The 18,409-nt window shown below is 68.5% G+C and carries 17 protein-coding genes; 8 read left to right on the top strand and 9 right to left on the bottom strand.

Features of this window, described 5'->3' with window-relative positions; all coding sequences use genetic code 11:
• Nucleotides 1-56 precede the first annotated feature (56 nt).
• Nucleotides 57-698 (bottom strand): 3-oxoacid CoA-transferase subunit B, encoded by a 642-nt coding sequence (locus DDF67_RS19050; RefSeq protein WP_109102416.1) that lies wholly within the window; start codon nt 696-698, stop codon nt 57-59.
• Entirely contained in the window at nt 698-1,417 is a 720-nt protein-coding gene (locus DDF67_RS19055) for a CoA transferase subunit A (RefSeq protein WP_109102417.1), read from the bottom strand. The genes DDF67_RS19050 and DDF67_RS19055 overlap by 1 nt, the downstream gene beginning before the upstream one ends.
• 108 nt (nt 1,418-1,525) lie before the next feature.
• On the opposite strand from DDF67_RS19055, the gene kefF reads away from it, so the two are divergent.
• Genes kefF through DDF67_RS19070 form a run of 3 tightly spaced genes read left to right on the top strand, consistent with a single transcriptional unit; the run spans nt 1,526 to nt 4,881 of the window.
• Entirely contained in the window at nt 1,526-2,119 is a 594-nt protein-coding gene (gene kefF / locus DDF67_RS19060) for a glutathione-regulated potassium-efflux system oxidoreductase KefF (RefSeq protein ID WP_199229280.1), read from the top strand.
• A gap of 3 nt (nt 2,120-2,122) precedes the next feature.
• Entirely contained in the window at nt 2,123-4,084 is a 1,962-nt protein-coding gene (locus DDF67_RS19065) for a monovalent cation:proton antiporter-2 (CPA2) family protein (RefSeq protein WP_109102418.1), read from the top strand.
• Nucleotides 4,085-4,134: 50 nt separating this feature from the next.
• Complete coding sequence (locus DDF67_RS19070; protein WP_109102419.1) at nt 4,135-4,881, top strand: DUF6065 family protein; 747 nt, start codon at nt 4,135-4,137, stop codon at nt 4,879-4,881.
• Between the two features lie 150 nt (nt 4,882-5,031).
• On the opposite strand, the gene DDF67_RS19075 is transcribed toward DDF67_RS19070, so the two are convergent.
• The 3 genes from DDF67_RS19075 to glmM all read right to left on the bottom strand — a co-directional run bounded on the left by DDF67_RS19075 (nt 5,032) and on the right by glmM (nt 7,960).
• A complete protein-coding gene (locus DDF67_RS19075) occupies nt 5,032-6,186 on the bottom strand; it encodes an acyltransferase family protein (protein WP_109102420.1) in 1,155 nt (384 codons plus the stop codon).
• Nucleotides 6,187-6,297: 111 nt separating this feature from the next.
• Nucleotides 6,298-6,450 (bottom strand): hypothetical protein, encoded by a 153-nt coding sequence (locus tag DDF67_RS25590; protein ID WP_158278073.1) that lies wholly within the window; start codon nt 6,448-6,450, stop codon nt 6,298-6,300.
• A 163-nt stretch (nt 6,451-6,613) separates the two neighbouring features.
• On the bottom strand, nt 6,614-7,960 hold the full coding sequence (gene glmM / locus DDF67_RS19080) for a phosphoglucosamine mutase (RefSeq protein WP_109102421.1): 1,347 nt from the start codon (nt 7,958-7,960) through the stop codon (nt 6,614-6,616).
• Nucleotides 7,961-8,168: 208 nt separating this feature from the next.
• Between glmM and glmS the strand changes: the two genes are divergently transcribed.
• Nucleotides 8,169-9,989 (top strand): glutamine--fructose-6-phosphate transaminase (isomerizing), encoded by a 1,821-nt coding sequence (gene glmS / locus DDF67_RS19085; RefSeq protein ID WP_109102422.1) that lies wholly within the window; start codon nt 8,169-8,171, stop codon nt 9,987-9,989.
• A gap of 24 nt (nt 9,990-10,013) precedes the next feature.
• On the opposite strand, the gene DDF67_RS19090 is transcribed toward glmS, so the two are convergent.
• Together DDF67_RS19090 and DDF67_RS19095 are read right to left on the bottom strand one after the other, a co-directional pair.
• Nucleotides 10,014-11,366, bottom strand: coding sequence for a metallophosphoesterase (locus DDF67_RS19090; RefSeq protein ID WP_109102423.1), 1,353 nt, complete (start codon nt 11,364-11,366; stop codon nt 10,014-10,016).
• A gap of 74 nt (nt 11,367-11,440) precedes the next feature.
• Nucleotides 11,441-12,439 (bottom strand): aldo/keto reductase, encoded by a 999-nt coding sequence (locus tag DDF67_RS19095; RefSeq protein WP_109102424.1) that lies wholly within the window; start codon nt 12,437-12,439, stop codon nt 11,441-11,443.
• A 137-nt stretch (nt 12,440-12,576) separates the two neighbouring features.
• Between DDF67_RS19095 and DDF67_RS19100 the strand changes: the two genes are divergently transcribed.
• Both DDF67_RS19100 and DDF67_RS26275 read left to right on the top strand, forming a co-directional pair.
• Nucleotides 12,577-13,476: a LysR family transcriptional regulator gene (locus DDF67_RS19100; protein WP_109102425.1), complete on the top strand. Its 900-nt coding sequence runs from the start codon at nt 12,577-12,579 to the stop codon at nt 13,474-13,476.
• A 92-nt stretch (nt 13,477-13,568) separates the two neighbouring features.
• Nucleotides 13,569-15,434: a TadE/TadG family type IV pilus assembly protein gene (locus DDF67_RS26275; protein ID WP_109102426.1), complete on the top strand. Its 1,866-nt coding sequence runs from the start codon at nt 13,569-13,571 to the stop codon at nt 15,432-15,434.
• Between the two features lie 81 nt (nt 15,435-15,515).
• On the opposite strand, the gene DDF67_RS19110 is transcribed toward DDF67_RS26275, so the two are convergent.
• On the bottom strand, nt 15,516-16,451 hold the full coding sequence (locus tag DDF67_RS19110; RefSeq protein WP_109102427.1) for an isopenicillin N synthase family dioxygenase: 936 nt from the start codon (nt 16,449-16,451) through the stop codon (nt 15,516-15,518).
• 166 nt (nt 16,452-16,617) lie between these two features.
• Between DDF67_RS19110 and DDF67_RS19115 the strand changes: the two genes are divergently transcribed.
• Both DDF67_RS19115 and DDF67_RS19120 read left to right on the top strand, forming a co-directional pair.
• On the top strand, nt 16,618-17,310 hold the full coding sequence (locus DDF67_RS19115; RefSeq protein ID WP_109102428.1) for an OmpA family protein: 693 nt from the start codon (nt 16,618-16,620) through the stop codon (nt 17,308-17,310).
• 77 nt (nt 17,311-17,387) lie between these two features.
• Nucleotides 17,388-17,894, top strand: coding sequence for a prolyl-tRNA synthetase associated domain-containing protein (locus tag DDF67_RS19120; protein ID WP_109102429.1), 507 nt, complete (start codon nt 17,388-17,390; stop codon nt 17,892-17,894).
• Between the two features lie 9 nt (nt 17,895-17,903).
• Here DDF67_RS19120 and DDF67_RS19125 read toward each other — a convergent pair whose 3' ends face one another.
• A complete protein-coding gene (locus DDF67_RS19125; protein ID WP_109102430.1) occupies nt 17,904-18,371 on the bottom strand; it encodes a hypothetical protein in 468 nt (155 codons plus the stop codon).
• Nucleotides 18,372-18,409 lie beyond the last annotated feature (38 nt).

Genomic DNA, 18,409 nt, shown 5'->3' on the forward strand with positions numbered 1-18,409 from the left:
TCGCGCATGGGCCGGCCAATTGCGCCCGATGGAAACCCTCTCTTTGAGAGAGGAAACTAGAGAGCCACCTCAAACGCCGCCTCGGTCTTGGCCTTGACCTCGTCCACGCTCACGTCCGGCGCCAGCTCGATCAGCTTCACCGGGCTCTTGCCGCGGTTGATCTCGAAGACGCCCAGCTCGGTGATCAGCAGATCCACGACGCCGGCGCCGGTCAGCGGCAGCGAGCATTGCTTGAGCAGCTTGGGCGCGCCCGACTTCTCGCAGTGGTCCATGACCACCACCACGCGCTTGACGCCCGCCACCAGGTCCATGGCGCCGCCCATGCCCTTGACCATCTTGCCCGGCACCATCCAGTTGGCGAGGTCGCCGGTCTCTGACACCTGCATGCCGCCCAGGATCGACAGGGCGATGTGGCCGCCACGGATCATGGCGAAGCTGTCGGCCGAGCTGAAGTACGAGCTCGAATCCAGCTCGGTGATCGTCTGCTTGCCGGCGTTGATCAGGTCGGCGTCCTCTTCGCCCTCGTAGGGGAAGGGGCCCATGCCCAGCATGCCGTTCTCGCTTTGCAGCGTCACGTGCATGCCCTCGGGGATGTAGTTGGCCACCAGGGTCGGGATGCCGATGCCGAGGTTGACGTAGAAGCCGTCGCGCAGCTCCTTGGCGGCGCGGGCCGCCATCTCGTCGCGGGTCCAGGCCATTACGCTTGCTCCTTGGCTTCGCGGGGACGCGTGGTGACGCGTTCGATGCGCTTCTCGAACTTGGCGCCCTTGATCAGGCGGTCGACGAAGATGCCGGGGGTATGGATGTTGTCCTTGTCGAGCGCGCCGATCTCGACCAGTTCCTCGACCTCGACGACGGTAGCCTTGCCGGCCGTGGCCATCATCGGATTGAAGTTGCGGGCGGTCTTTCGGTAGACGAGGTTGCCCTCGGCGTCGGCCTTCCAGGCCTTGACGATCGAGAGGTCGGCGGTCAGGCCGCGCTCCATCACGTACATCTCGCCGTCGAATTCGCGCACTTCCTTGCCCTCGGCCACCAGGGTGCCGTAGCCGGTGCGCGTGAAGAAGGCCGGGATGCCCGCGCCGCCGGCGCGGATGCGTTCGGCCAGAGTGCCCTGCGGATTGAACTCCAGTTCGAGCTCCCCACTCAGGTATAGCTGTTCGAACAGCTTGTTCTCGCCCACATAGGACGAGACCATCTTCTTGATCTGACGGTTCTCCAGCAGGATGCCCAAGCCGAATCCGTCGACCCCGCAGTTGTTGGAGATGACCGTGAGGTCCTTGACCCCCGTCTCGCGGATCGCCGCGATCAGGTTTTCGGGAATGCCGCAGAGGCCAAAGCCTCCGGCCATGATGGTCATGCCGTCGAACAGCAGACCGGCCAACGCTTCGGCGGCGTCGGATTTCACCTTGTCGACCATGCTTCCTCCCGGAGCGACGTTCGCCGACTGCTCTCGCCCGCCGGCCGGAGAAATTCAAGCCTTGATGAATAAATTTTCCCGTCACGTGGATGCTGTAGGCGGCCGGGCGTGACGAACCAGCCTAGCACCCCGATCGTGACGCCCGCCACCGCCGGCGCCCTGCTGACCCTGGCCCATCCGGCGCTTGAGCGATCGCGCGCCAATCGCGTGCTGGCCAAGGCGGCCAAGGCACTTTCCGGCGTCACCTTCCACGACCTTTACGAGACCTATCCGGACTTTTCGATCGATATCGAGGCCGAGCAGCAGAAGCTGGTTCAGCACGACATCATAGCCCTGCAGTTCCCGCTGTTCTGGTACTCGCCGCCGGCCCTGATGAAGGAATGGCTGGATCTGGTCTGGCTGCACGGCTTCGCCTACGGCCTGGGCGGCGACGCCCTGGCCGGCAAGCGCCTGTTCGTGGCCTGCACCACCGGCGGCCCGGCCCAGGCCTATCATGCCAAGGGCTACAACCGCTTCACCCTGGACGAATTCCTGCGCCCGCTGGAGCAGACGGCCTATCTGTGCGGCATGGTCTGGGAAACGCCGTTCGTGGTGCATGGGGCGGCGATGAAGGACGACGAGCAGCTGAAAGCCGAAGCCCTGCGCTACCAGGCGCGGATGTCGGCCCTGCTGGCCGCCGACCACGCGGCCGAGGGAGCGTAGAGCATGGAACCGTTCCTCAAGCAGACCCTGGTCTATCTGGGCGCGGCCGTCATCTCGGTGCCGATCGCCAAGCGCCTGGGGCTGGGCTCGGTGCTGGGCTACCTGATCGCCGGCGTGCTCATCGGCCCGGCCATGCTGTCGCTGGTGGGCGAGCAGCACGACGTCATGCGCTTCGCCGAGTTCGGCGTCGTCATCCTGCTGTTCCTGATCGGCCTGGAGGTGCGCCCCTCCACCCTGTGGGAGATGCGCAAGACGATCTTCGGCCTAGGGGGCGCCCAGGTGGTGGGCACGGCCCTGGCCGTGGCCGCCGTCGGCTACCTCCTCAGCCTGCCCTGGCAGACGGCCCTGGCCGTGGGCCTGGTTCTGGCCATGTCCTCGACCGCCATCGTGCTGCAGACCCTGGACGAGAAGGGCCTGCGCCAGGGGCCGGTCGGCCGCGCCGCCTTCGGCGTGCTGCTGCTGCAGGACCTGGCGGTGATCCCGATGTTCGCGCTGCTGCCGCTCCTGGCCACCGTGGCGCCCGACGCCCATGCCGAGGGCGCCGGCGGCCATGGGGCCAGCCTGATCTCGCACCTGCCGGCCTGGGCTCAAGGGCTGGCCGTGCTGGGCGCGGTGGGCGTCGTCGTCGGCAGCGGCCGGTTCATCGTGCGGCCGATCTTCCGCTTCATCGCCGAGGCCCGCCTGCGCGAGATCTTCACCGCCGCGGCCCTGCTGATCGTCGTGGGCGTGGCCGGCCTGATGCAGTCGGTGGGCCTATCTCCCGCTCTTGGGGCTTTCCTGGCCGGGGTGGTGCTGGCCGAGAGCGAGTTCCGCCGCGAACTGGAAACCGACATCGAGCCGTTCCGCGGCCTCTTGCTAGGCCTCTTCTTCATCACTGTCGGCGCCGGCATCGACCTGACCCTGATCGCCCGCCAGCCGCTGACCCTGATCGGCCTGGTGCTGGGCCTGATGGTCCTGAAGTTCGCGGTGATGTTCGGCATCGCCCGCATCGCCGGCGCGCAGGGCCGCAGCGCCGCCGCCGTGGCCACCGCCCTGGCCCAGGGCGGCGAGTTCGCCTTCGTGCTGCTGAGCTTCACGGTCGGCGCCGGCGTCATCGGCGCGGACCTGGCGGCCCTGCTGACCGCCACGGTCGCGGTCTCCATGGCCCTGACGCCGGTGGCCATGATCCTGTACGAGCGCATCGCCGAGCTGATGAACGCGGCCATAGCCGACGTCGAGCCGGAAGCCCCGCAGTTCGACGAGGGCGAGCCCGACATCATCATCGCCGGCTTCGGACGCTTTGGTCAGATCACCGGCCGCCTGCTTCAGGCCAACGGCTTCAAGTCGACGGTTCTGGACAGCGACATCGAGCAGATCGAGCTTTTGCGGCGCTTCGGCCGGCGGGTGCACTATGGCGACGCCACGCGCCTGGACCTGCTGCGCGCCGCCGGCGCCGAGCACGCCCGCATGCTGATCGTCGCGCTGGACGACCGCGAAAAGACCGCCGAACTGGTCGAGACCGCCCGCAAGGCCTTCCCCAACCTGATCATCCTGGCCCGCGCCTGGGACCGCCGCCACGCCTACGACCTCTTGGCCAACGGCGCCGACGCGGTGGAGCGCGAGACCTTCGAGGCCGCCCTGGCCCTGGGCTCGACGGCCCTGCAGAAGCTGGGCTTCCGGGCCCACAAGGCCTTCCGCGCCACTTCGTTCTTCCGCCGCCACGACCGCAAGACCTTCGAGGACCTCAAGCCGATGTGGGGCCAGGAAGAGGCCTACATCCTGGCCTCGCGCGACGCGGCCCAGACCATGGACCGGCTGCTCGCCGCCGACCTTGCGCGCATGCGTCCCGGCGAGGCCGGCGGCGCCTGGGACACGGCCGCCCGCGACGAGGAACTGCGCAAGCTGGCCCAGCGCAAGGGCGACGCGGGCGGCGAGACCGAAACCGCCGAAGCCGACGGCTGGACGCGAACGCCTCCGCAGGGCTAGAGCAGGGAAAAGGGCCGGGTTCGGCGCGACAAGAACGGGAAAGAAGCGGCATGTACCTGGAGTGCTATCCCACCGAGAGCCGGCCGCCGGAAATCGTGCCCGGGCGTCCGCAGCGGGCCTGGATGGACAACTTCGCCGACCGCCACCCCTATCGCTGCCTGCCGCTGACCATGGCCAACACCACCGGCTGGGAGATCCTGTGCCCGGTCGGCTTCGAGGCCACCTGGAACGGCGGCGTCCACCAGAACGACATCACCTTCAAGGCCGACCACCCGCACCCGGGCTTCGACGACTTCGTCAAGTCGCACTTCTCGCGCGGGACGATCACCTTCCACACCGGCTACCTGTTCCGCACGCCGCCGGACTGGCTGATCTGGACCATGGGCCCGCCCAACCACATCAAGGACGGCATCCAGCCGCTGGCGGGCCTCGTCGAGACCGACTGGCTGCCCTTCCCCTTCACGATGAACTGGGTCTTCACCCGCCCCGGCACGGTGCGCTTCAACAAGGGCGAGCCGTTCTGCTTCATCACCATGATCCAGGACAAGCCGCTGGAGACGGTGCAGCCGGTGATCCGGCACTTCAACTCCAACCCCGACATGCGCAAGCAGTACGATGTCTGGGCCGAGAAGCGCGGCGAGTTCAACGCCCGCATCGCCGCCCGCGACCCGGCCGCCACCAAGGAGGCCTGGCAGCGCTTCTACTTCAAGGGCGAACTGCCCGAGGAGATCGAGGCCCCCGCCCCCAAGGGCCACGTCAACAAGCGCCGCCTGAAGGCGCCGAAGATCGGGTTCTGACCCCTCCTCCCTTCCCCCTTTGATGGGGGAAGGGTCGGGGATGGGGGTGACTGCCGAGCCGGCGACGGCGCGGCGTTTGACGCCGCACCCTCCCCTGCCCCTCCCCCATCAAGGGGGAGGGAAGTATGGACGCTTGAGGCGCCGCCCCTCCTAACCCCGCCGCAGCAGCTTCCCCGCCAGCCAGCGGCGCACGGGTTCGTCGTAGAGCTTGAGGCTGACCCAGGCGATCGCCACCGCCGCCACGAACACCCCAGCCCCGACCAGCGCGCCCTGAGCGGCGGGGATCTTATGGTCCACCACCCAGGCGGTGTAGACGTAGATCAGCGGATAGTGGGTGATGTAGAGCGGATAGGACAGGTCGCCGAAGAAGCGGGCGACGCGCAGGCTGGGGCCCTCGACATCCTTCTCGCCGGCGCCGATGGCGACGATCAGCGGGAACAGCAGGATCACGCAGGCGGCCTCGTACAGGCCGTTGACCCACAGGCGCTCAGGGCCGCCGAAGCGCGGCAAGGCCAGTGCAATCACCAGCAGCAAGCTGCACAGAGCAAAGCCGTGGCGGATCTTGATCCGCCTGCCCAGGCGCATCAGCAGTACGCCCGCGAAGAACGGGAACATCACCCTGGTCAGGCCGATCTGGACCCCCTTGGCGTCCAGCGCCCAGCCGCCGATGACGTCTCCGCGCGGGCCCAGCACCAGAAGGCCGACTAGCGCCAGGGCCGAGATCGCGACCAAGACGGCCAGCCAGCGGATCGGCAGCTTTCGCAGGCCCACGGCGTAGAGGATGTTGGCGACATACTCGTAGAACAGCGACCATTGCGGGCCGTTCAGCGGATAGATCTCGCCCCAGCCGCGGATCTCCGCCGAGGGCAGGAGCGGGATCATCACGAAACTCAGCAGCAGCACGCCGGTCACCTGCCAGGCGGTGACGGTCTCGAGCTTCGGGAACATCGGCGAATGCTGGAAGGCCAGCAGGGCCGCGCCGATCAGGCCGCCGATGACGATCATCGGCTGCAGGCGCACGAGGCGGCGCTTGTAGAACTGCCGCTGGCTCATGCCGGCGCCCTGGGCGCCCCAGCGGTCGTCATAGGCGTAGGCGACCACGAAGCCCGACAGCAGGAAGAAGAAGTCCACCGCCAGATAGCCGTGGTTGATGATCTGCTTGTGCGGGCTGCCGCCGGAATAGGCCTCGAACAGGTGGAAGGCGACCACCATCAGGGCGGCCACGCCGCGCAGGCCGTCGAGGACGACATAGTGGCTCTTGGCGGGCGCTGTGGCGTCCGTCGAGGTCGCGGCGGCAAAGGTCATGGGCAAGCTTCGCTGATGATGAGTCGCGCAAAAGCTTGGTTGGCTTCTTTCCCCCGACCACAACCCTCTTTACGACCGGAGCTCTCTAAGGCCGAGCCTGGCCCGTGCGTCTCAGAGGTTCAGCAGCAGGCGGCTGGCCGCCCACGCCGTCGCAAGCCAGAACAGACCGCTGATCGCGCCGCCGAACACCAGGGCGCGGCGGAACTCGCGGCTGTGCAGAAGACCGGGCGCGACGACGGGCCGCGAATGCTGCGTGTGGAACACCTCGGATTTCCTCCCGTGGCCCGGCGCTGTGGGGGCTCGCGCCGTTAACCACGAGAAAGACGATGTCACGAAACTGACGAAACACAACCTGAGCCGTCGCCTTTTAGGCGGGTTTCAGCCGCTTTTTCGCCCAAATTAGTGCGTCCGCACGGAACATTATTGCTCAGACGGCCTTCACCGCCGCGGCGATGTCGCCGACCACCTTTCGCACCAGCGCCGGGTCGTCGCCCTCGGCCATGATGCGGATCAGCGGCTCGGTGCCCGAAGCGCGCACGACGATGCGGCCGGCCCCGTTCAGCTGGGCCTCGCCGTCGGCGATCGCCTCCTTCACCGCCTTGGCCTCCAGCGGCTTGCCGCCGGCGAAGCGGACGTTTTCCAGCAGCTGCGGCACCGGCTCGAACTGGCGGGCCAGGGCGCTCATCGGCCGGCCGCTCTCGACCATCACCGCCAGCACCTGCAGGGCGGCGATCAAACCATCGCCCGTGGTCGAGAAGTCCGACAGGATCAGGTGGCCCGACTGCTCGCCGCCGACATTGAAGCCGCCTTCGCGCATGCGCTGCATGACGTAGCGGTCGCCCACCGAGGTGCGCTCCAGGGTCAGGCCCAGCCCGCCGAGCTGCCGCTCAAGGCCCAGGTTCGACATTACGGTGGCCACGACGCCGCCGCCCTTCAGCGCGCCGGCCTTGGCGAAGGCCGCCGCGATGATGGCCATGATCTGGTCGCCGTCGACCACAAGGCCCTTCTCGTCGCAGATCACCAGCCGGTCGGCGTCGCCGTCGAGCGCGATGCCGATATCGGCGCGATAGTCGCGCACCAGCTTGGCCATCGCGTCCGGGTGGGTCGAGCCGCATTCCTCGTTGATGTTGGTGCCGTCGGGCGTCACGCCCAGGCTGATGACCTCGGCGCCCAGCTCGTAGAGCGCGGTGGGGGCCACCTTGTAGGCCGCGCCATTGGCGCAATCGATGACGATGCGCAGGCCCGACAGGGACAGGTGACGCGGGAAGGTCGCCTTGACGATCTCGACATAGCGGGCCTGGGCGTCGTCGATGCGCTTGACGCGGCCAAGGTCGCGCGGGGCCGCCAGGCCCTCCTGCAGGCCCTCGTCCATCAGGGCCTCGATCTTCAGCTCCTGCTCGTCCGACAGCTTGTAGCCGTCGGGACCGAACAGCTTGATGCCGTTGTCGGCGAAGTTGTTGTGCGAGGCCGAGATCATGATGCCCAGGTCGGCGCGCATCGAACGGGTCATCATCGCCACGGCCGGGGTCGGCAGCGGACCGAACAGGCGCACGTCCATGCCCACGCTGGTCAGGCCCGCCACCAGGGCCGGCTCGATCATGTAGCCCGACAGGCGGGTGTCCTTGCCGATCACCACCAGGTGGCGGCGGTCGTCCTGCGAGCGGAACAGCTTGCCGGCCGCCAGGCCGACGCGCAGGGCGACTTCGGCGGTCATCGGATGCTTGTTGGCCTGGCCGCGGATGCCGTCGGTGCCGAAATAGGCGCGCTTGCTCATGGTCGTCGTCTTCGTCGCTGTGCGGGTCGCTGTGTGAATCGGATCGACGCCATATAGAGCGTCTTCGAAGTCTCGTACGGACCGCGAAACGATCCGAAATGCAGATTTACGTCGCCGGCCCCTGCACGAGTGCTAAAGGCCGCGCTCGAAATATCCCCGGCTGGTAGCAATAAGTCCTCCAGGCGCGTTCTACAAAGGATCATGTCCCATGTGCGGCATCATCGGCATCGTCGGTAAGGCCCCCGTCGCCGAGCGTCTGGTCGAGAGCCTAAAGCGGCTCGAGTACCGGGGCTACGACTCCGCCGGCGTGGCCGGCGTGGTCGGAAACAGCGTCGAGCGCCGCCGGGCCAAGGGCAAGATCAAGGCCCTGGAAGAGGTGCTGGCCGCCGATCCTCTGGTCGCCACCACCGGCATCGGCCACACCCGCTGGGCCACCCACGGCGCGCCGAACGTCCAGAACGCCCACCCCCATAGCGCCGGCCGCGTGACCCTGGTGCACAACGGCATCATCGAGAACTTCGCCGAACTGAAGGCCGAGCTGGCCGCCGCCGGCCGGGTGTTCGAGAGCGACACCGACACCGAGGTGATCGCCCACCTGATCGACGCCGAACTGGCTACGGGCCTTGCGCCCATCGACGCCTTCAAGGCCACGCTCGACCGCCTGACCGGGGCCTATGCGCTGGCCGTGCTGATCGAGGGCGCCGACAACCTGGTGCTGGGCGCCCGCCGCGGCAGCCCGCTGGTGGTGGGCGAGGGCCAGGGCGAGATGTTCCTGGGCTCGGACGCGCTGGCGGTAGGCCCCTTCACCAACCGGGTGATCTATCTCGACGAGGGCGACTACGTGGCCCTCGACCACGACAGCGCCCGCATCTTCGACGCCTCGGGCGCGGCGGTGACCCGCCCCGTCCGCGTGGTGCCGACCAGCGCCGTGATGATGGAGAAGGGTAACTACCGCCACTTCATGGAAAAGGAGATCCATGACCAGCCCGAGGGGTGCCAGCGCACCATCGCGGCCTATGTGGACGCCCTGACCAGCAAGACCGCCGTCCCGGGCGACGTCGACTGGGCCAGGCTGGAACGCATCCAGATCGTCGCCTGCGGCACCTCCTACATCGCCGGCGTCGTCGGCAAGTACCTGATCGAGCAGTTGGCCGACCTGCCGGTGGACGTCGAGATCGCCTCGGAGTTCCGCTATCGCCAGCCGGCCCTGCGGCCGGGCGCCCTGGTGGTGGCCATGTCGCAGTCGGGCGAGACCGCCGACACGCTTGCGGCCCTGCGCTACTGCAAGGCCAAGGGCATGAAGAGCGCCGTGGTGGTCAACGCCACGGAGTCGACCATGGCCCGCGAGGTCGACGTGGTCTGGCCGATCCACTGCGGTCCCGAGATCGGCGTGGCCTCGACCAAGGCCTTCACCGCCCAGGTCAGCGTGCTGACCGCCATCGCCGTCGCCGCCGCCAAGGCGCGCGGAACCATCGACGCGGCCGAGGAGCAGCGCCTGGTCAAGGTGCTGCTGGAGGCCCCGCGCCTGATCGCCGAGGCCATCGGCCTGGAAGACGCGCTGAAGGACATCGCCGCCGACGTGGCCAAGGCCCGCGACGTGCTCTACCTGGGCCGCGGCCCGATGTCGGCCCTGGCCCTGGAAGGCGCGCTGAAGCTCAAGGAGATCAGCTACATCCACGCCGAGGGATACGCCGCCGGCGAGCTGAAGCACGGCCCGATCGCCCTGGTGGACGACAAGACCCCGATCGTCATCCTCGCGCCCTACGACAGCTGGTTCGAGAAGTCGGCCTCGAACATGAGCGAGGTCATGGCGCGCGGCGGCCAGGTGATCTTCATCACCGACACCGAAGGCGTGAAGCACGCCCCCGAGGGCGCCAAGGTGGTGGTCACCGCCCCGGCCAGCGATCCGCTGGTCTCGACCCTGGTGATGTCGGCCCCGATCCAGCTGCTGGCCTACCACGTGGCCGTCATCAAGGGCGCCGACGTCGACCAGCCGCGCAACCTGGCCAAATCGGTGACGGTGGAATAATTCCTCTCCCAGAGGGAGAGGGGCTCAGGACACCAGCCCCGCCAGGATCGACGGCTTCACCTTCAGGCCGGTATCGCTGAACACTAGGTCCTCGCGGCCGAAATATTCGTGCTGGCGGCCGGCGCACCAGTCGGTGGTGACGACGGTGAGGTGAGTCTTGTCCGGACGCGTGGGGCCGCTGGCGTAGGCGAAGTCGCCGGTCAGCCTGTCGAACGGGAAGCCACTGTCCTGGTCGGTGCGGGTGAGGATGTCGGCGAGAGTCGCCGCATCGACCTGCGCCTTCACGATCTTGCCGTCGAAACGCACCACCGCGTCATAGGCGTAGCGGGAGAGGTCGCCGGCCGGCAGGCCCATGCCCAGGGTCGTGTGGCCCATGAAGCCGATATCGGCGCCGGCCGCGCGGGCCATCAGGCCGGCGACGTGGCGGCCCGTATCGCCCAGCGACAGCGCCCTGGGGACCTTGGCGACCACCGCCCGCTCCTCGGGCGTCAGGGTCGCGGCGAGAGTGTCGTTCACCCGGCGGGCCAGGGCCGGATCTGCCGGCCCGCGCGGATCGACGACCACGCGGGAGATGCGGATCGGATCGGCCTTTCGGGCGCGATCGATGGTGGCGACCGTCAGCGGCTGGCCCCAGGCGCCGGTGTGGACGTAACGGCTGGTCCCTTGCGCGCGCTCGACGGTCAGGTGGTTGTGGCCGCCCAGGAACAGGGTGCGTTCGGGCAGGCCGGCCAGCAGCGGCCGGTCGGCGGGCAGGCCCGCATGGCTCATCACCACCAGCATGCCGTCTTCGGGCGGCGCGGCCGGCAGGTTGGCCTGGGCCCATGGGGTCGGAGCTGGGATCGACAGGTCCGGACGTATCGCCTTGGGATAGGTGTCGATCGAGTTGGTGGCCCAGCCGATCAGGTGGACAGGGAAGCCGAGGTCGAGCGTGGCGCGCGAGCTCGCCACTGGACGGCCGGTGCGCTTGTCGACGATGTTGCTGATCACGGTGATGCCCAGGGCCCGGGCGCGGTCGGCGGCGGCGGCGACGTCCTCCACGAGGTCGGCGTCGTGGTTGCCGATATTGATCACCGTGGGGGCCAGACTGGCGACCGCTTCCAGGAACGCCCAGTCGAGGAGGCCGTGGGTGCGCTTGGCCACCACGTTGCCGGCTTCGAAGAGGTCGCCGTTCAGCAGGATCAGGCTGGGGGCGGCGTCGCGCCGAACGATGCGGCGCATGGCCTCCAGCAGGGCCGGGGTGATCCCGTAGGCCGAGTGCAGGTCCGACAGCATCAGCACCTTGGCCCGGCCCGTGGCCGCGCCCGCGTGCGGGCCGAAGGACAGGCTCATGGCCGCCGCCGCGCCGCCCAGCACCGTGCGCCGATTGAAACCGTTCATGCCCGCCTGCCTCCAGGGAAAGTCGCGCCTTGCCTAGACCGCTCCAGGCAAGGCGCCAACCGGGCTTTGGATGGTCAGCGTTCGCTGTCGAGGTGGGCCATCATCGCCGGCGCGTAGCGCTCGCCGGCCGCCGCGCCCCTGGGCACGGCCGCCTCGATCGCCGCCAGATCCTGAGCCAACAGGACGACGTCGAGCGCGCCCAGGGCCTCGGCCAGGCGATCGCGGCGGCGCGCGCCCACCAGCGGGATGATGTCGTCGCCGCGCGAAGCGACCCAGGCGATGGCGATCTGGGCGACCGTCGCGCCCTTGCTGTCGGCCACCGCCCGCAGGGTTTCGACCAGCGCCAGGTTGCGGTCGAGGTTCTCGCCCTGGAAGCGCGGGGAGTGGCCCCGGAAATCGCGAGCCTCGCGCCCTGCGTCCTTGCTCCAGTGGCCGCTGATCAGGCCCCGCGACAGCACGCCATAGGCGGTGAGGCCGATCCCAAGCTCGCGCAGGGTGGGCAGGATGGCGTCCTCGATCCTGCGCGAGATCAGCGAATATTCGATCTGCAGGTCGCAGATCGGCGCCACGGCGGCGGCGCGGCGGATGGTTTCGGGGCCGACCTCCGACAGGCCGATGTGGCGGATATAGCCGGCGTCGCGCAGTTCGACGAGCGCGCCCATGGTGTCTTCGATCGGCACGTCGGGATCCAGCCGCGACGGGCGGTAGATGTCGATGTGGTCGACCCGCAGGCGGCGCAGCGAATAGGTCACGAAGTTGCGGGCCGCCTTGGGCCGGCTGTCGAAGCCGAGGAAGGCGCCGTCCGGGCCGCGCAGGGCGCCGAACTTGACGCTGATCACGGCCTTGTCGCGGTCCTGCCCCTGCAGAGCCTGCGCGATCAGCATCTCGTTGTGGCCCATGCCGTAGAAATCGCCGGTGTCGAGCAGGGTGATCCCCGCCTCCATGGACGCATGGATGGTGGCGATGGCCTCGTCCCGGTCGGCCGGGCCGTAGAGGTCGTCGGACATGCCCATACAGCCAAGGCCGAGGGCCGAGACGGCGGGACCGGTGTTGCCGAGCTTGAGCGTACGCATGCGGATCTCCTTGGATGGCGACGCCCCGCTCGAAGACTGGGGAGGACGCCGCGGGTGTTGGACGAGCCGACTATGACCTCGCGCGACCTGTGCGATAATCCGGCCAGCGGCGCACGGGCCGTTTGGAATTTCGCACAATGGCCAGCCCCGACCTCGCCGATCTCGACGCCTTCGCCGCGGTGGCGCGCGCCAGGAGCTTTCGCGGCGCGGCCGTGGGACGCGGGGTGTCGCCCTCATCGCTGAGCGAGGCGGTGCGGCGGCTGGAGACGGCGCTGGGCGTGCGCCTGCTCAACCGCACCACCCGCAGCGTCACATCCACCGAGGCCGGCGAGCGCCTGCTGGAACGCCTGGCCCCGGCCCTGGCCGAAGTCGCCGGCGCCCTGGACGCGGTGAACCAGTTCCGCGACAGCCCGACCGGAACCCTGAAGCTGAACGTGCCCATCGTTGTGGCCCGCCTCGTCCTGCCCGAGATCGTCGGCCCGTTCCTGAAGGCCAATCCCGGGATCACCCTGGAAATCACCGCCGAGGACACCTTCGTCGACGTGCTGGCGGCGGGGGCCGACGCCGGGGTGCGCTACGGCGAGCGGCTGGAGAAGGACATGATCGCCGTGCCGCTGTCGGGTCCGCAACGCTATCAGGCGGCCGCCTCGCCCGACTTCCTGGTGCGGCATGGCGTGCCCCGCCACCCGCGCGACCTGTTGTCGCTGCCCTGCATCCGCCATCGCTTTTCCAGCGGCGCCCTCATCGTCATGGAGTTCGAAAAGGACGGCGAGATCGTGCGCATCGCTCCCGACGGACCGCTGATCAGCTCGTCGATGGAGCTGGAGCTGCGGGCCGCCGAGGAGGGCCTGGGGGTCATCGCCAGTTTCGAGGGATTCCTTGCGGCGTCGGTGGCCGCGGGGCGCCTCGTGCCGATACTGGAGGACTGGAACCCGCCGTTCGAGGGCCCCTTCCTCTACTATCCCAGCCGCCGGCACATGCCCGCGCCGCTGCGGGCCTTCATCGACTTCATCCGGGCCCGACGGCCCGAAATCTGAGTCTCTCCAAGAAATCCAAATTTCTGGGGCGTTTGCCGCCTGTTCACCGTCGCCTGTCATGCTCCTGGCGAAAGAACGAGGGGCTACAGCCGATGATCGTCCGCCGCCGCACCGCCGCCCGCCAGGGCGGGGCGCTCGCCCGCGCAACCACGCGCCTGGGCGGCTTCCGGTCCGACCGACGCGGCGCCATCGCCGTCTGGGTCGCGCTGAGCCTGATCCCGTTGTGCCTGCTGGTGTTCGGCTTCTTCGACCTCAGCCGGATGAGCATCGAGCGACGGCGCCTGCAGGACTCGCTGGACGCGGCCACCCTGATCGCCGCCCGCTCGACCGCTACCGACACCGACACCCTGACCACTCTGGGCAAGGCCGCCCTGGCCTCGGAGCTGGGAAAGTCGATCACCAGCGCCAGCTTCGTCGGCTCGACCAACGGCAAGCAGGTGACCGGCACGGCCAGCGTCACCATCGACGCGATCATGCTGGGCATGATCGGCAAGAGCAAACTGACCGTCGGCGCCCAGTCGGTAGTCGTGCGCGCCGCCAACAACCTGGAAATCGCCCTGGTGCTCGACATCACCGGCTCGATGTCCGGCACGCGGATCAGCGACCTGAAGACCGCCGCCACCGACCTGGTCGATATCGTCGTGCAGGACGTCCAGGACCCCTACTATTCCAAGGTCGCCATCGTGCCCTACTCGATGGGCGTCAATGTCGACACCTATGCCGACGCCGTGCGCGGCGCCGTGCCGACCGCTTCGCTGTCTTCGGCCGCCTGGAACACCGGCGTCGCCAAGACCGTGTCCAGCTTCACCAACGGAACCTCGACCACCGTCACCACCTCGGCCGCCCACGGCCTGGCGGTCAACGACTACGCCATGGTGTTCGGCTCCAACCAGAGCTCGATGAACGGCAAGGTCCTGCGGGTCACCTCCGTGGCCTCGACCACAAAGTTCACCGGCGCCAACCAGTCGGGCACGACGATCAGCTCCGGCTCCAGCGGCTCGGTCTACAAGTGCCTGAACTCGGGCTGCACCTTCGTCTTCACCACCCAGTCGACGCACGTGTTCCAGAGCGGCGACCAGCTGAAGCTGACCGGCGTCACCAACCTGACGGCGCTGAACAGCGCCAACCCGACCATCACCTCGGTCTCGGGCCAGGCCCTGACCAGCAGCCTGCTGCCCACCGCCCACTCGTCCTACGCCACCACCACCGCCGGTGCGAACGGATCGGCCTCGTGCCTGAGCACCTCGCGCAGCGATATCAGCTGCGCCAACCTGAACTTCACCAACGCCAACAACAGCGCAAAGTCGCTACCCCTGAGCACCTGCGCCACCGAGCGCACGGGCAGCTACGCCTATACCGACGATTCCCCGTCCACCGCCCTGGTCGGCCGCAACTACGAGGCCTCGAGCAACCCGTGCCCGGGGCCGACGATCACCCCGCTGACCTCGGACCGCACGGTGCTGAAGAACCAGATCTCGACGCTGGACGACGGCGGCTCGACCGCCGGCCAAATCGGCCTGGCCTGGGGCTGGTACATGGTGTCGCCGAACTTCGCCTATCTGTGGCCCAAGGCCAGCCAGAAGCCCGCCGCCTACGGCACGGCCGAGACCATGAAGATCGTGGTGATGATGACCGACGGCGCCTTCAACACCCCCTACTGCAAGGGCGTGATCGCCGCCAACGCGGGCTCCGGCTCCGGCTCGGCCTCCGACCACATCAACTGCAACGCCACCAACGGCGACGCCACGGCCCAGGCCAAGGAGCTGTGCACCAAGATCAAGGCCAAGAACGTGGTGGTGTTCACCGTCGGCTTCGACGTCGACTCCACCGCCAAGTCGATGCTGACCACCTGCGCCACCAAGACCACCCAGGCCTACTTCCCCGCCACCGGAGGCGAGCTGAAGACCGCCTTCAAGTCGATCGCCCAGGAAATCTCGGCCCTGCGGATCGCCAAGTAGCGACCAACCCTGTCGCGGCGCATGAAAAAGGCCCCGTCCGCGAGGACGGGGCCTTCGTCGTTCAGGGACCGCGCCGGCCGATCAGGCCAGCTTGATCTCGCGCAGGCGCTGCTGGAGGAACTCGTCGGCCGTGATCGGCTCCGGATAGCGGTCCGGGTTCTCCTCGGTCACGCAGTTGGGCAGGGTCTTGATCTCGTAGTCCGACGCGAAGTGCAGGAAGAACGGCGTCGAATAGCGCGGCAGGTGGCGGCGCTCCGGCGGCGGGTTCTGCACGCGGTGGATGGTCGAGGGCAGGACATGATTGGTCAGGCGCTCGAGCATGTCGCCGATGTTGATGACGATGCAGCCCGGGGGCGGGTTGATCGGCAGCCACTCGCCATTGCGGTCGAGCAGCTCCAGGCCGCCCTCTTCGGCGCCGAGCAGCAGGGTGATGGTGTTGATGTCGCCGTGGGCGCCGGCGCGCACGCCGGTGGCGTCCTGCGGGATCGGCGGATAGTGCAGCAGGCGAAGCACCGAATTGCCGTTCTCGACGGTCGGCTTGAAGAACTCGCGGTCGAGCTTCAGGTAGGTGGCGATGGCCTCCAGCACCTTGCCGCCCATGCTGTCGAGCGCGTTGTAGAGCCAGCTGACGTCATGCTTGAAGGCCGGGATCTCGGCCGGCCAGACGTTGTCGGCCATGGTGGCGCGGAAGCGGTGGCCGGGCGGCAGGTCGCGGCCCATGTGCCAGAATTCCTTCAGGTCGTAGTGCGTGGCGCCCTTGGCGGTCTCGACGCCGAACGGGATGTAGCCGCGCGCGCCGCCCTTGACCCCGGCGTACTGCTTCTTGGTTTCGACCGGCAGGGCGAAGAAGGCCTTGGTGTCGGAGATGGCCGCGTCGATGCGATCCTGCGGCAGGTCGTACTCCGACAGCACCGCAAAGCCATAGCGCTCGAACGAAGCGCCCAGCTCCTGGGCGAAGCGCGCGAAGTCCTTGCTGTAAAGGGTGAACGAGATGGGCTCGATGGCGGATGCGGACACGGTTGGCCTTCGAAGATTAGTAAGACGGGCCTTACTACACCCAACAGGCGGCGGAACGAAGGCCGTTCATTCCCCGCTCATCTGGTTTGTCGGAACTTGACTATAAACGGGCGCGTTTGCCCGGCTTGAGCTTACACTCGGCACGACCAACGACAGGATCCCGGCCATGACGACCAAGAAGACCGCGTTCCGCGCCGCTGCTTTCGGCGCGCTCCTGATCGGCGCTGGCGCGATGACGGCCTGCACCACCACCGACCCGTACACGGGCATGCCCGTTCGCAACAACACCGGCACCGGCGCCCTGGCCGGCGCCGCTGGCGGCGCCTTGCTGGGTTACCTGACCAACACCAACAAGGGCGAGCAGGGCCGCAAGAACGCGCTGATCGGCGCGGGCATCGGCGCGCTGGCCGGCGGCGCGGTCGGCAACTACATGGACCGCCAGCAGGCCGACTTCCGCCGCAGCCTGGAAGGTTCGGGCGTCGCCATCCGCCGCAACGGCGACCAGATCGTCCTGGTCATGCCCAGCGACGTGACCTTCGCCGTCGACAAGTCGGACGTGCAGCCGCAGTTCACCCGTGTGCTCGACGACGTGGCCCGCACCCTGAACGCCTATCCCCAGACGACCATCGACGTGGTCGGCCACGCCGACAGCACCGGTCCGGACGACTACAACCAGGCCCTGTCCGAGCGCCGCGCCGGCTCGGTGGCGGGCTATCTGACGGGTCCCGGCCGCGTTCTGCCCGACCGCGTCTTCGTGGCCGGCCAGGGCGAGCGCCAGCCGATCGCCAGCAACGACACCGCCGAGGGCCGCGCCCAGAACCGCCGGGTCGAGATCATCCTGCGTCCGCTGACCCAGTAGGCGGAGGCGGCGGGATCGTCCTTGAAAGGGGCAGGGCGGCTTGACCAGCGGCCCCGCCCTTCGCTTTACAAGACCCCATGAAGACCCGCGCCGACCTCTTCGCCTTCTTCGACGCCCACGACGTCGACCACGCCACCCTCGACCATCCGCCGGTGTTCCGCGTCGAGGAGGGGCTCGAGATCAAGAAGGCCCTGCCCGGCGGCCACACCAAGAACCTGTTCCTCAAGGACGCCAAGGGCCAGCTGTGGCTGATCTCGGCGCTCGGCGAGACGACCATCGACCTCAAGAAGCTGCATCACGTGATCGGCTCGGGCCGGCTGTCGTTCGGCCCCGAGGCCATGATGGTCGAGACCCTGGGCGTCACGCCCGGCTCGGTCACCGCCTTCGGCCTGATCAACGACGGCGAGCGCAGGATCCGCTTCGTGCTCGACAAGGCGCTGAGCGAGGCCGATCCGGTGAACTTCCACCCGCTGAAGAACGACGCCACCACCGCCGTCAGCCAGGCCGGCTTCCGCCGCTTCCTGTCCGCGCTGGGGATCGAGCCGATGATCGTCGACTTCGAGGCGATGGCCGTCGTCGGCTGACGCCGGGTCCTAGCGCTGGGGCCCCACCCGGAAGCGCAGGCATGCGCCGCGGGCGCGCACGGTCGGCTCGCCGGTGCAGTCCAGATCGACCGTCGCCGGGCGCAGCGCCGTCAGCTTGCGACCGGCCGGCGCGGTCAGGCAGTCGCTCAGGGTCTTGGCCATCTTCTCCAGCTCGACATGGTGGGTGGCGCGGGCATAGCCCTCCCACAGCACGGTGCGGGCCTCGTCAGGCGTCGCCGGCGAGCCGGCCAGCACCGCGTACATGTAGACCGCATCGGCGGTTTCGTCGGCCGGCCAGAAGAACACCGCCTCGTGGCTGTCGGCCGGCGGGGTCGAGCCGATGAAGGCGTACAGCGGATCGCACGCCATCGCCTTGGCCGGTCCCGCCGGCTGAGCCGCCTGGCCCGCGCAGCAAAGGCCCAGCACCGTCGCCAGGGCCAGGCCCGCAGGTACGCGCGATACGAAACGATGGATCATGTGGGTCCTGGCGGAACACCCCGAACGGGCGGCGCGCA

This window comes from Caulobacter endophyticus (assembly GCF_003116815.1).
Taxonomy (GTDB): Bacteria; Pseudomonadota; Alphaproteobacteria; order Caulobacterales; family Caulobacteraceae; genus Caulobacter; species Caulobacter endophyticus.

Excerpts from the sequence above, each read along its gene's own strand:
- glmS (WP_109102422.1), top strand. The coding sequence starts at position 8,169 with ATGTGCGGCATCATCGGCATCGTCGGTAAGGCCCCCGTCGCCGAGCGT.
- DDF67_RS19070 (WP_109102419.1), top strand. The coding sequence starts at position 4,135 with ATGTACCTGGAGTGCTATCCCACCGAGAGCCGGCCGCCGGAAATCGTG.
- DDF67_RS26275 (WP_109102426.1), top strand. The coding sequence starts at position 13,569 with ATGATCGTCCGCCGCCGCACCGCCGCCCGCCAGGGCGGGGCGCTCGCC.
- glmM (WP_109102421.1), bottom strand. The coding sequence starts at position 7,960 with ATGAGCAAGCGCGCCTATTTCGGCACCGACGGCATCCGCGGCCAGGCC.
- DDF67_RS19065 (WP_109102418.1), top strand. The coding sequence starts at position 2,123 with ATGGAACCGTTCCTCAAGCAGACCCTGGTCTATCTGGGCGCGGCCGTC.
- DDF67_RS19100 (WP_109102425.1), top strand. The coding sequence starts at position 12,577 with ATGGCCAGCCCCGACCTCGCCGATCTCGACGCCTTCGCCGCGGTGGCG.
- DDF67_RS19120 (WP_109102429.1), top strand. The coding sequence starts at position 17,388 with ATGAAGACCCGCGCCGACCTCTTCGCCTTCTTCGACGCCCACGACGTC.
- DDF67_RS19075 (WP_109102420.1), bottom strand. The coding sequence starts at position 6,186 with ATGACCTTTGCCGCCGCGACCTCGACGGACGCCACAGCGCCCGCCAAG.
- DDF67_RS19050 (WP_109102416.1), bottom strand. The coding sequence starts at position 698 with ATGGCCTGGACCCGCGACGAGATGGCGGCCCGCGCCGCCAAGGAGCTG.
- DDF67_RS19125 (WP_109102430.1), bottom strand. The coding sequence starts at position 18,371 with ATGATCCATCGTTTCGTATCGCGCGTACCTGCGGGCCTGGCCCTGGCG.
- DDF67_RS19090 (WP_109102423.1), bottom strand. The coding sequence starts at position 11,366 with ATGAACGGTTTCAATCGGCGCACGGTGCTGGGCGGCGCGGCGGCGGCC.
- DDF67_RS19115 (WP_109102428.1), top strand. The coding sequence starts at position 16,618 with ATGACGACCAAGAAGACCGCGTTCCGCGCCGCTGCTTTCGGCGCGCTC.
- DDF67_RS19095 (WP_109102424.1), bottom strand. The coding sequence starts at position 12,439 with ATGCGTACGCTCAAGCTCGGCAACACCGGTCCCGCCGTCTCGGCCCTC.
- DDF67_RS19055 (WP_109102417.1), bottom strand. The coding sequence starts at position 1,417 with ATGGTCGACAAGGTGAAATCCGACGCCGCCGAAGCGTTGGCCGGTCTG.